At 51.9% G+C, this 12,904-nt stretch carries 10 protein-coding genes; 5 read left to right on the forward strand and 5 right to left on the reverse strand.

Annotated elements, in window-relative coordinates:
• Positions 1–5 precede the first annotated feature (5 nt).
• The 3 genes from glnG to glnA all read right to left on the reverse strand — a co-directional run bounded on the left by glnG (position 6) and on the right by glnA (position 4,138).
• Positions 6–1,418 carry a nitrogen regulation protein NR(I) gene (gene glnG / locus J1785_RS10155; RefSeq protein ID WP_095924078.1) on the reverse strand — a complete coding sequence of 471 codons (1,413 nt, stop codon included), beginning with the start codon at positions 1,416–1,418 and terminating at the stop codon, positions 6–8.
• Positions 1,419–1,425: 7 nt separating this feature from the next.
• Positions 1,426–2,475 carry a nitrogen regulation protein NR(II) gene (gene glnL / locus J1785_RS10160; protein WP_013577653.1) on the reverse strand — a complete coding sequence of 350 codons (1,050 nt, stop codon included), beginning with the start codon at positions 2,473–2,475 and terminating at the stop codon, positions 1,426–1,428.
• A gap of 253 nt (positions 2,476–2,728) precedes the next feature.
• The gene (gene glnA / locus J1785_RS10165) at positions 2,729–4,138 is read right to left on the reverse strand and encodes a glutamate--ammonia ligase (RefSeq protein ID WP_129955249.1); all 1,410 of its coding nucleotides are present in this window, start codon (positions 4,136–4,138) and stop codon (positions 2,729–2,731) included.
• 471 nt (positions 4,139–4,609) lie between these two features.
• Between glnA and typA the strand changes: the two genes are divergently transcribed.
• The 5 genes from typA (at position 4,610) to fabY (ending at position 9,487) form a co-directional block, all read left to right on the forward strand.
• Entirely contained in the window at positions 4,610–6,433 is a 1,824-nt protein-coding gene (gene typA / locus J1785_RS10170) for a ribosome-dependent GTPase TypA (protein ID WP_129955250.1), read from the forward strand.
• A 163-nt stretch (positions 6,434–6,596) separates the two neighbouring features.
• Entirely contained in the window at positions 6,597–7,184 is a 588-nt protein-coding gene (gene yihX / locus J1785_RS10175) for a glucose-1-phosphatase (RefSeq protein ID WP_129955251.1), read from the forward strand.
• Between the two features lie 11 nt (positions 7,185–7,195).
• A complete protein-coding gene (locus tag J1785_RS10180; RefSeq protein WP_129955252.1) occupies positions 7,196–8,065 on the forward strand; it encodes a virulence factor BrkB family protein in 870 nt (289 codons plus the stop codon).
• Between the two features lie 18 nt (positions 8,066–8,083).
• Entirely contained in the window at positions 8,084–8,521 is a 438-nt protein-coding gene (dtd, locus tag J1785_RS10185; RefSeq protein ID WP_217219346.1) for a D-aminoacyl-tRNA deacylase, read from the forward strand.
• Between the two features lie 33 nt (positions 8,522–8,554).
• Positions 8,555–9,487 carry a fatty acid biosynthesis protein FabY gene (gene fabY, locus J1785_RS10190; RefSeq protein ID WP_129992199.1) on the forward strand — a complete coding sequence of 311 codons (933 nt, stop codon included), beginning with the start codon at positions 8,555–8,557 and terminating at the stop codon, positions 9,485–9,487.
• 66 nt (positions 9,488–9,553) lie between these two features.
• Here the strand turns inward: fabY and J1785_RS10195 are convergent, their stop codons facing one another.
• Positions 9,554–11,248 (reverse strand): AsmA family protein, encoded by a 1,695-nt coding sequence (locus J1785_RS10195; protein WP_217219347.1) that lies wholly within the window; start codon positions 11,246–11,248, stop codon positions 9,554–9,556.
• 154 nt (positions 11,249–11,402) lie between these two features.
• Positions 11,403–12,794, reverse strand: a complete 1,392-nt coding sequence (locus J1785_RS10200) for a nucleobase:cation symporter-2 family protein (RefSeq protein ID WP_217219348.1) — start codon at positions 12,792–12,794, stop codon at positions 11,403–11,405.
• Positions 12,795–12,904: the final 110 nt, after the last annotated feature.

Genomic DNA, 12,904 nt, shown 5'->3' on the forward strand with positions numbered 1-12,904 from the left:
GACTTTTATTCCATGCCCAGTTCTTTCAGTTTGCGGGTCAGGGTATTTCGCCCCCAGCCCAGCAACCGTGCCGCTTCCTGTTTATGCCCCTGCGTATGGCGCAGCGCCGTGGTCAGTAACGTACGTTCCATTTCAGGTTGCGCTTCTGACAGCAGGTTTTGATGACCGGAACGCAGTGCGCGGTCGGCCCACTGTGCCAGCAACGTCGCCCAGCTGTCCGGCAGACTCTGACCACCGGTTTCCGGCGCCGAGGTCTCAAACAGTTCGCTGGGTAAATCCTGGATCAGGACTTCCTGACCGGCTGCCATGACGGTGAGCCAGCGGCAGGTATTTTCCAGCTGGCGCACGTTGCCCTGCCATGGCAATCGCGTCAGTGCCGTTTCCGTTTCCGGATGCAGATTTTTCGCTTCCACACCCAGCTCTTTGGCCGCTACCTGCAGGAAGTAACGCGCCAGACGCGGAATATCTTCACGGCGTTCACGCAGTGGCGGCAAATGGACACGGATAACGTTCAGGCGGTGGAATAAATCCTCGCGGAATTTTCCTTCCTGAACCCGTAATTCCAGATTCTGGTGAGTTGCGGCGATGATGCGCACGTCCACTTTTACTGGCGCATAACCGCCCACACGATAAAACTGACCATCTGCCAGCACGCGCAGAAGACGGGTTTGCACATCGAGTGGCATATCACCGATTTCATCAAGAAAGAGCGTGCCGTTATCGGCTTGTTCAAAACGTCCCTGACGGATAGTGTTGGCGCCGGTAAATGCCCCTTTCTCGTGCCCGAATAATTCGGACTCGATCAGGTCTTTCGGGATGGCAGCCATATTCAGTGCGATAAAGGGCGCTTTAGCGCGCGGGCTGTGGCGATGTAAGGCATGCGCGACCAGTTCTTTACCGGTGCCTGATTCTCCGTTGATCAGCACGCTGATTGAAGAACGGGACAAACGGCCGATAATGCGGAATACGTCCTGCATCGCCGGCGCTTCGCCGATAATATCTGCGGTCGGGCCACTTGCCGGCTGGCTGCGTGCCGGTTGCTGCTGTTCCTGATAATGACTGATGGCACGCTCAACCAGTGCCACGGCTTCGTCAATGTCGAACGGTTTTGGCAGATAATCAAATGCACCTTGCTGATAGGCGCTGACCGCAGCATCCAGATCGGAGTGCGCTGTCATTATGATGACCGGAAGCATCGGATGACGTTGTTTAATCTGCTTTAACAGCGCTAAACCGTCCATTCCCGGCATCCGGATATCGGATAACAAAACGTCAGGGGTTTGAGTCGCAATGGCATCAAGCACTTCATTGCCGCTGTCAAACGTCGTGCAGGTTAAACCGGCTCCAGTGAGCGCACGTTCAAGTACCCAGCGGATGGAGCTATCGTCATCGACGATCCAGACTATCCCTCGTTGCATAAGAACCTCACTGGCGAATAGGCAGGAATACCGAGAATTCGGTATGTCCTGGCCAACTGTTAAATTCAACTTTACCCGAATGCTGATCAATCAAACTGCGCGCGATGGACAGGCCCAAACCGGTGCCTCCTTCGCGGCCACTGACCATGGGGTAAAAAAGGGTGTCCTGCAAATGCGCCGGTACGCCGGGGCCGTCATCTTCGATATCGATACGGGCCACCAGGCGATAACGCACGCCGTGTAACGTAATCTGGAAAGCAGTACGTGTGCGCAATGTAATTGTGCCGCCTTCCTCCCCCAGCGCCTGCAAGGCGTTACGGGTAATATTCAATAAAATTTGTTCTATCTGATCAGGGTCATGCGCCAGTTCCGGCAGGCTCGGGTCATAGTCCCGCACCAGTTGAACGTTATCTGGCTTTTCCATCGACACCAGTTGGCAAACACGTTCCGCAACCTGATGAATACTTTGTGTCACATGCTGACTCGGACGTTGCGGACCCAGCAATCTGTCGACCAGATTACGCAGACGGTCAGCCTGCTCAATAATGACTTTGGTGTATTCCAGCAAGGCCGGATCAGGCAGTGCCCTGGATAAAAGTTGCGCTGCACCACGCAGACCGCCAAGCGGATTTTTAATTTCATGTGCCAGACCGCGGATCAAATCACGCGCGGCAACTTGTTGAGCGTGCTGTAATTGTTCCTGGCTCAGACGGCGTTGATTATCCATCGGTGCCAGTTCTACCAGAATAAAACCTTCCGGCAGCATCTGAGCAGTCAGTGACAACACATGTGCCCTGCCATCCACGACCAGTGTCACTTCACTGTCTGTAAAGCCCTGTCCGGCTGTCAGACTTTCACGCATTAATTCGATGTTCAGCGAAAAATATCCCACCAGTTCTGGCAAAGGAGTGCCAAAAAGCTTTCGTGAACTTTGCGCCAGTAACTGCTGAGCGGCCGGATTGGCATAATGCACAGCCAATTCGTCGTCTAACAGCAGAACGCTGTTGATAAGTGAATTCAGGATCTGCCCAGCATCGGGCAGCTTGCCAGTTGCCATACCGCAGTCTCCCGCACCTGATTGGTGCATTTTATCTCGTTACCCGGCGAAATCACGGGCCAGAGGGGTTAAGCAGGAAAGAGTGTGGAGAAAAAAGCCCATCCGGAGATGGGCTGAAAGTTTCCACGGCAACAAATATAAATCGTCTGACTTAATTTTGACGCTGAAGGGGTTATTAACACAGCCTTCAGTCGGGTATTACACTCAGTGCCTGCTATAAGACGGGCACTGAGTTCAGGGTCTCATTCGGAAATTAGACGCTGTAGTACAATTCGAACTCAACCGGATGCGGAGTCATACGCACGCGGTCCATTTCTTCTTTACGCAGACCGATGTAAGCATCGATAGCATCATCTGTGAACACGCCGCCACGGGTCAGGAACTCGCGGTCATCGTTCAATGCATTGAGGGCTTCTTCCAGTGAACCTGCAACTTTTGGAATTTCTGCTTCTTCTTCCGGTGGCAGGTCATACAGGTTTTTGTCCATCGCATCACCAGGGTGGATCTTGTTGATGATACCGTCCAGGCCAGCCATCATCAGTGCAGCAAACGCCAGGTATGGGTTAGCCGCTGGATCAGGGAAGCGTGCTTCGATACGCATTGCTTTAGGCGTTGATACGTGTGGAATACGGATGGATGCAGAACGGTTACGCGCAGAGTAAGCCAGCATTACTGGCGCTTCATAGCCCGGGACCAAACGTTTGTAAGAGTTAGTGGTCGGGTTAGCGTAGGCGTTGATCGCTTTAGCGTGCTTGATGATACCGCCGATGTAGAACAGTGCCATTTCAGACAGGCCGCCGTATTTGTCGCCAGAGAACAGGTTGTTACCGTTCTTGGACAGGGACATGTGGCAGTGCATACCGGAACCGTTATCGCCAAACATTGGTTTTGGCATGAAGGTCGCCGTTTTGCCAAACGCGTGAGCCACATTGTGCACCACGTATTTGTAGATTTGGATTTCGTCGGCTTTTTTGGTCAGGGTATTGAAGCGGGTTGCCACTTCGTTCTGACCCGCGGTGGCGACTTCATGGTGGTGAGCTTCAACAACCAGACCCATTTCTTCCATGGTCAGACACATGGTAGAACGCAGATCCTGAGAAGAGTCGACCGGAGGAACCGGGAAGTAACCGCCTTTTACTGCAGGGCGGTGGCCTTTGTTGCCGCCTTCGTATTTGGTGCTTGAGTTCCATGCGCCTTCGATATCATCGATAGCGACGTGAGAACCGGAGATGCTGCTGCCGAAGCGCACATCATCAAACAGGAAGAATTCTGGTTCTGGCCCGAACAGTACGGTGTCCGCGATACCGGAAGAGCGCAGGAAATCTTCTGCACGTTTTGCGGTAGAACGTGGGTCGCGGTCATAACCTTGCAGCGTGGTTGGCTCAAGGATATCGCAACGAATGATCAGGGTAGTTTCTTCGTAGAATGGGTCAAGAACAGCAGTGCTCGCATCTGGCATCAGAACCATGTCAGATTCGTTAATGCCTTTCCAGCCACCGATTGAAGAGCCATCAAACATTTTGCCTTCTTCGAAGAAGTCAGCGCTAACCTGGTGCGCAGGAATGGTGACGTGCTGCTCTTTGCCTTTGGTATCAGTGAAACGTAAATCTACGAACTTCACTTCATGCTCATTCAGCATCGTCAAAACGTGTTCAGCGGACATACTAGTTCTCCCGAATTTCTCATTATCGTCGTGGAACGAATAACCATTTTTGGTCTTTAGTTGGAAATAACAGCCTTACTGGAACTGGCGTGTAGGCTGAACAGCGCTATTATTTGTCTGGTCAGGTCCTTCACCCTGTAAAAAATTTTTTACCCTAAAAAACTTTTACTCTAAAAACTATTAGCGAAAACTGTGCCAACTTTGAGAAAATGCAAACAACGCCATTTTACAGGGCTTTTGCACTCGATAAGTATGCACCATAACGGAATTCATGCACTAAAATGGTGCTGATTGCGAGAGGCAAGGCACCAAAAGGGTGCGTCATAATGGTTCAGTGGTCTTTTTGCACCGTGAAAGGGATCACAAAGTAACCATCCATAAGTTGTTTCAACAAGATCCTTGTGATCTTGTTTAGAACCTCGCTTAATACGTGTACAATAGCGCGCTATTTCTAATGCCTGAGGCAAAGCTGTGATCGAAAATTTGCGTAACATCGCCATTATTGCCCACGTTGACCATGGTAAAACCACCCTGGTCGACAAGCTGCTGCAACAATCCGGTACTTTCGGAGAACGTGCAGAAGCTACCGAACGCGTAATGGACTCCAACGATTTGGAGAAAGAGCGTGGGATTACCATCCTCGCAAAAAACACCGCCATTAATTGGAAAGACTACCGCATCAACATCGTGGATACCCCAGGACACGCCGACTTCGGCGGTGAGGTTGAGCGTGTGATGTCAATGGTCGACTCGGTGCTGCTGGTTGTGGATGCAATGGATGGCCCAATGCCGCAAACCCGTTTCGTGACCAAAAAAGCCTTCGCTAATGGTCTGAAACCGATCGTGGTAATCAACAAAGTTGACCGCCCTGGCGCGCGTCCTGACTGGGTTGTTGATCAGGTCTTCGACCTGTTCGTCAACCTGGACGCAACCGACGAACAACTCGATTTCCCAATCATCTATGCATCTGCACTGATGGGTATCGCGGGTAACGACCATAACGATATGGCCGAAGACATGACCCCGCTGTACCAGGCGATCGTTGACCACGTATCTCCACCACAAGTTGAGATGGATGCACCATTCCAGATGCAAATCTCTCAGCTGGACTACAACAACTATGTTGGCGTCATCGGCATCGGCCGTATCAAACGCGGTACCGTTAAGCCTAACCAACAAATCACTGTCATCGACAGCGAAGGCAAAACCCGTAACGGTAAAGTGGGTAAAGTTCTGACCCATATGGGTCTTGAGCGTATCGAAGCGACCGTTGCTGAAGCGGGCGATATCATCGCAATCACCGGCCTGGGCGAACTGAACATCTCCGACACTATCTGTGACCCGGCGAATGTTGAAGCCCTGCCAGCGCTGAGCGTTGATGAACCAACCGTAACCATGTACTTCAACGTAAACACCTCTCCGTTCTGTGGTAAAGAAGGTAAGTATGTGACTTCACGTCAGATCCTTGACCGTCTGAACAAAGAACTGGTGCACAACGTTGCATTGCGTGTTGAAGAAACTGAAGATGCTGATGCATTCCGCGTTTCAGGCCGTGGTGAACTTCACCTGTCGGTTCTGATCGAAAACATGCGTCGTGAAGGTTTCGAGCTGGCGGTTTCCCGTCCTAAAGTTATCAACCGTAAAATCGATGGCCGCATGCAAGAGCCATTCGAAAACGTGACACTGGATATCGAAGAGCAGCACCAGGGTTCTGTGATGCAGGCCATGGGTGAGCGTAAAGGCGATGTCAAGGACATGATCCCTGACGGTAAAGGGCGTATCCGTCTTGATTACCTGATCCCTGCACGCGGCCTGATCGGCTTCCGTACTGAATTCATGACCATGACTTCAGGTACCGGTCTGCTGTACTCCACGTTCAGTCATTACGATGACGTTCGTCCGGGCGAAATCGGCCAGCGTCAGAACGGCGTGCTGATCTCTAACGGTCAGGGTAAAGCGGTTGCGTTTGCTCTGTTCGGTCTGCAAGATCGCGGCAAGTTGTTCCTGGGTCATGGTGCAGAAGTGTATGAAGGCCAGATCATCGGTATTCACTCACGTTCTAACGACCTGACTGTCAACTGTCTGACCGGTAAGAAACTGACCAACATGCGTGCGTCCGGTACTGACGAAGCAACGACATTGGTTCCTGCTATCAAAATGTCTCTGGAGCAAGCTCTGGAATTCATTGATGATGACGAACTGGTCGAAGTGACTCCTCTGTCTGTGCGTATCCGTAAACGTCACCTGACCGAGAATGATCGTAAACGTGCAATGCGTGGTCCTAAAGAAGGTTAATCTTCTTTAACGCTTGTCGTTACACAGAAACAGGGTGCCCTCGGGAACCCTGTTTTTTTTTGGCATTTTTCTAACGCAGAGATAAACACCGCAACTCTGTCACTGTTCAGCTGTATGTTTTACCGCTAAAGTTAAAAGTCATCTTTGAAATCAGGAGCGTGCAATGCTGTACATTTTTGATATGGGAAACGTCATTATTGATATTGATTTCAAACGTGTCCTTGGCGTGTGGAGCCATCTCAGCGGAACGCCGCTGGCCACGCTGACCGAGCGGTTCAAAATGGGAGAGGTGTTCCAGAAGCACGAGCGGGGTGAAATCAGTGATGAGCAGTTTGCTGCCGATCTGTGCAATGAAATGGGCATTGCGCTCAGCTTCGAGCAGTTCAGTGCGGGCTGGCATGCCGTTTTCGTTGACCTCCGTCCTGACGTTATCACGTTATTCCAGAAGCTGCGCAAAGAAGGTCATCGCGTTGTCGTGCTTTCTAATACCAACCGCTTGCATCTGGATTTCTGGCCCCATCATTATCCTGAAATCGAAGCGAATACTGATGCGATGTACCTCTCGCAAAATCTGGGTATGCGCAAACCGGAGCCTGAAATTTTCCGGCATGTTCTGGAGAAAGAAGGGTTCTCCGCCGATCAGGCTGTGTTCTTTGATGATGTTGCTGAAAATATCGAAGCCGCCCGGACGGTTGGCATTGAGGCTGTATGGGTGGAAGATAACCAGACGGTACCGAAATATTTTTCCTAAAGGATGTAAGGATGCAGAAAAGGGCACTGAGCCACTACCCAAAATCGTTGTGGAAATTTACACGCCTGCTCTTAAAGCGTTCGGATAAAGATGGCCTGACGCTTCTTGCGGGCCATCTGGCCTATGTCTCTTTGCTTTCACTGGTTCCGCTGATCGCCGTAGTATTTTCGCTGTTTGCGTTATTCCCGGTATTTTCAGATATCAGTGCTCAGCTGAAAACCTTCATCTTTTCTAACTTTATGCCAGCGACCGGTAATACCATCCAGCGTTATCTCGAACAGTTTGTGGCCAACTCCAGCAAAATGACGGCCGTGGGCACCTGCGGATTAATCGTTACCGCATTACTTCTGATAGCCTCCGTAGACAGCGTGCTGAACAAAATCTGGGACAGCAAAACTACACGTCCGATTGTGTTCTCCTTTGCGGTGTACTGGATGGTATTAACGCTCGGACCCATTTTGCTGGTAGCCAGCGTGGCTGTCAGCTCGTATCTACTTTCCCTGAACTGGCTGAACATCAGCGGTGTACATTCGGTGATCGACCACGCGCTGCGCATTCTGCCTTTACTGATCTCCTGGGTAACATTCTGGCTGCTGTATCAGGTGGTACCAACAGTCAGAGTGCCAGCAAAAGATGCGCTGATAGGCGCGCTGGTCTCCGGTGCATTATTCGAGTTGAGTAAAAAAATCTTCACCTTATACATTCAGCTTTTCCCGTCGTATCAGTTGATTTACGGTGTACTGGCTGTGATCCCGATTTTATTTCTCTGGGTCTATGTCAGCTGGTGTATCGTACTTCTCGGGGCGGAAATTACCGTCACGCTGGGTGAGTTTCGTTCTCTGCGAAAATTGCAATCTGCTCAATATGTGGCAGAAGAATAATCAGTCCGAAGGATTTTTATGATTGCGTTAATTCAGCGGGTATTGAATGCCAGCGTTACGGTTGATGGAGAAATCTGCGGCCAGATAGGGCCGGGTTTACTGGTTTTACTGGGCGTCGAACAGGGTGATGATGAACAAAAAGCCAAACGCCTTTGTGAACGGGTGATCGGGTACCGGATCTTCGGTGACGAAAATTACAAGATGAATCTGAATGTGCAGCAGGCTGGCGGCAGCCTGCTGGTGGTGTCGCAGTTCACGCTGGCGGCAGACACACAAAAAGGCATGCGTCCGGGATTCTCTCGCGGGGCTGAACCACAAGAAGCCGACCGGTTATATCAATATTTTTGCGGGCAATGCCGGGAAAAGGGCGTTGTTACCGAAACCGGACGCTTTGCTGCGGACATGAAAGTGGCACTGGTGAACGACGGACCGGTGACCTTCTGGCTACAAGTCTGATCGATAAGGCATAACGCCGGAGAGAAAGCATCTATGTATCATCTGAGAGTACCGACGACTGAAAAAGAACTGGCCGCCTATTATCGGTTCCGCTGGGAAATGCTGCGTAAACCGTTGCACCAGCCGGAGGGTTCAGAGCGGGACGCCTACGATTCCATTGCACATCACCAGATGGTGGTTGATGAAGACGGCGAGCCGGTGGCGGTTGGCCGTTTATACATCAATGCTGATAACGAAGCCTCTATCCGCTTTCTGGCGGTTGATCCAAATGTTCAGGACAAAGGGTTGGGAACGCTGGTCGCGATGACCCTGGAGTCTGTGGCGCGTCAGGAAGGGGTAAAACGTGTGGTCTGTAGCGCCCGTGAAGATGCTGTGGATTTCTTTGCCAAACTGGGCTTTATGAATCAGGGCGAAATCACCACGCCGCAAACAACGCCGGTTCGCCATTTTCTGATGATTAAACCTATCGAAACGCTGGATGATATTTTGCATCGCCCCGACTGGTGCGGCCAGCTGCAACAGGCCTGGTATGATCATATCCCGCTCAGTGAAAAAATGGGCGTGCGTATCAGTCAGTACACCGGCCAGCGATTTGTCACCACGATGCCGGAAACGGGCAACCAGAATCCGCACCATACGTTGTTTGCGGGCAGTCTATTTTCGCTGGCAACGCTGACCGGCTGGGGGCTGATTTGGTTGCTGCTGCGCGAACGTCATCTGGGCGGCACTATTGTGCTGGCTGATGCACACATTCGTTACAGCATGCCGGTGACTGGCAGGCCGCGTGCCGTGGCTGACCTGGGTTCTGTTCGCGGTGATCTCGACCGTCTGGCTCGCGGTCGTAAAGCGCGCGTGCAGCTCGAAGTGAATTTATATGGCGATGAGATCGACGGCGCAGTGTTTGAAGGCACCTATCTGGTGCTGCCCGCCGCGCCCGGCGCACCGCTGGAGCCTGAGATTAACTGACCGGTTCCGCGCAAACAAAAGGCACCGCATTGCGGTGCCTTTTTATATTTACGGTTCTGATCAGAACTAAGGGGCTGCGGACGCGGGTGCACCGGAAACCAATCCGTTCACCATCCTCTGTTCAATTGTCTGGCTGCCGTTTATCTGCAATGTACCGCTGAGCGTCGGTTTGTAATCAACGTTTGCCGGCATTTGTCCTTGCAGATTCAGCTGCATATTGGCATTACCTTCCAGTGCAACATGTGGCCATCCCCAGTTTTCCAGCTGATTTGCCGGTACGGAGCGACCGGTCATTTTCATAGAGAAATGACGCTGTGGCTGCTGATCAACCGTCGCGCTGGCTTCCAGCAATCCCTCTTTGGTAAAGGCACTCAGCTCTGAAATATTCACCTGTCGGTCGTTCGCCTCCAGCGTGATGGAAGGGCGACGCACGTCATTGCGGTTAAACGTTGCTTCGCTGGCATTCAGATTCAGTTTACCGCTCCAGATCCCCCATTGATGATTACGCGCCAGCAGCAGGTTATTGCCAAGGCCATCAAGCGCGGTCAGCTGGAAGGGGAACTGCGGATTGATATCAATAATCAGGTTCCGGTTAGCAATAAACCGGCTGATAAAGACTTCAGACAGCGAATCTGGCAGCGCCTGGTTCCAGAGTTGTTTCCAGTTCTCCGGCAGCGTGTATTCCAGGCCCGCGACGGAAACCTCATCAAGCTGCAGACGTTTGTTGGCGCGCAGCCAGTTACCGGTCGTGCGCAATAAACTGCGCTCCCAGCGCGCCGTGGCTTGTTTGATAGCGATACCCTGCGGCGAAAGGTCGAGGCTAATGATCGGATCCTGAATATGCAGATTCCCATCAATCATATCGGTCGCATTCAGGGTGATTTCACCCTCGTCGCTTTGCCAGTCGCCTTTTTCGAGCGTCAGATCCTGCACGGATAAATCAACGTCACTGAATGCCCAGTCCGTTCCCTGCAAACGGGCATCAATCAGATCAAGGTGTTGAATAGTCACTTTTGGCAGGGTCTGGAAGTCATCGAAGAAAGCGGAAAGCGGTTTTGAAGTTTGCAGGCGCACATTGCTCAGACGCAGGTTTTCAATGTTCCAGCTACCGTCGGCGGCCTGTGTGGCTTTGCCCGTTAACTGACCGCGGGCCAGATCGCCGCCAAAATTACTCAGCGTCAGATTTTTATGATCGATATTACCCTGAATCAGCACATTTTCGGTTGCCAGCCCGTTGACCGTCAGGCCGGCAGCGCTCAGCTGGAAGTCAGCCTTATCCCCTAATAGTTGACTGGATTTTGGCTGCCACGGCGAAATACCGGCGTTAATTTGCTGGCCCTGAATGTCTAAGCCCGCGGCATTGCCGGTAAGCGCCATCTTGCTCAGTTGCAAAGTATTGGCCTGCAACGGCAATCTGATTGAGGAGGGACTGACGTTGAGGCGTCCGTTGACCAAAACGACGCGATCGAAAAAGCGCGGTTCGGTGATTTGCCGCCAGCTTAAATCCAGATCAACTTCACCGGCATTCAGCACTTCCGGTTGATTCTTCTGCCCGAAAATCACATGGGTTAACGTCACGCGACCCGGCGACGACCAGTTATGGTCGAGTTTCTCCACGGAAAGACGATACTCGCTGTTATTGCTGACCCAGCGGCTGACCCAGCCAGCCGCCCAGCGGGTTTGTAATAGGACGTACACCAGCACGATCGCCAGCACCAGAAGTAAGGCGAACGTCAGCAAAATTTTACCGATAAATCTCATCGTCTGGAGCCCTGTAACGGGAAAGTGGAAAAAAGATTCTTTGTTTATGCCGCAAACAGCGACTTTTCTCAACAGGTTAGCAGAACGGAGGCAATAAAAAACGGCAGGGATTCCAGACCCACTGCCGCTGTTGCACACAGATTACATCCTGTGATCACTTTTCGTGAGGGAAAACCAGATTCAGAACAATCGCAGTAATACCGCCCGCCGCAATGCCAGAAGACAGAAGGGTTTTCAGCCAGTCTGGCGCGAATTGCAGGATCAGCGGCTGCTGTGAAACCCCCATGCCGACGGCGAGAGAAAGCGCCATGATCATAATCGCGCGACGATTCAGACGCTCACGGGAAACAATACGCACACCTGAAGCGGCAATAGTACCGAACATCACGATGGTGGCACCGCCCAGCACCGGTTCAGGAATATGCTGCACAAATCCTGCAACGGCAGGGAACAGCCCGAGGATAATCAACATCAGCGCGACCACAAAACCAACATAACGGCTGGCAACGCCGGTCAGTTGAATGACGCCGTTGTTTTGTCCGAAGCAGGAGTTCGGGAAGGTGTTAAATACTGCAGAAAGCATTGAGTTCAGACCATTGGCCAGCACGCCACCTTTTATGCGCTTCATATACAGCGGGCCGCTGACCGGTTGTTCAGAAACGTCTGAAGTGGCCGTAATATCCCCGATGGTTTCCAGTGATGTCACCATGAAAATCAGCATCAGCGGGATCAGCAGATTCCAGTCAAAACCCAGACCGTAATACAACGGTGTCGGTAATGTTATCCAGTTGCTTTGTGTGGCTGGCGCGACGGTTGGCAACATGCCCGTCATCCAGGCTACCAGATAACCCACGGCCATCGCGATAACCAGAGACGCGACACGCAGATAAGGGTTGCGCTGACGGTTTAGCAGGATAATCACCACCAGCACAACGGCAGCCAGCAGCAGATTTTTCGGTGCCCCAAAAGTGTGATCGCTCATGGCCGCATAACCGCCGCCGATAGACGTCAGACCGACCTGAATGAGTGACAGCCCGATAATCATCACCACAATGCCGGAAACAAGCGGCGTAATAATGCGGCGCGCGAGATGCAGGAAACGGGAAAGAATGATTTCGGTACAGGAAGCCAGCATCAGCGTACCGAACAGCGCCGCCATCATGGTCGGCACATCCGCACCGCCATTTTTCAGCGCCATCCCGCCCATGATAAGCGGTGCCACAAAGTTAAAGCTGGTGCCCTGAATAGAGAGTAAACCCGAGCCGACCGGTCCCCAGGTCTTAATCTGTAAAATAGAAGCCAGACCGGAGGCGAACAGAGACATGCTGATGATGTGCTGCATATCCTGCGCAGGTAAACCCAGCGCCTGACAAATCAGCAATGCGGGTGTTATTACCGCAACAAACATCGCCAGCAAGTGCTGACAGGCGGCGAATAATGTCTGAGGTAATGGCGGACGGTCCTCGAGCCGGTAAATCAGTTCACTTTTTTGCTGGCGGGAGAGATCGGGTTGCTGTGTTTCTTGTTCTGCGGTTTGCGAACTCATGCTGTGGCATTCCAATAAGCGGCAAAGCGGGCATTTTTATAGAAATCAGCGACAAAAGCAATCGTTTGCTAAGCGGGATTTTCCGCAGCGGGTTTGGGATTGGGTGGGAT

The sequence above is a fragment of the Rahnella perminowiae genome (assembly GCF_019049755.1).
Lineage (GTDB): Bacteria > Pseudomonadota > Gammaproteobacteria > Enterobacterales > Enterobacteriaceae > Rahnella > Rahnella perminowiae.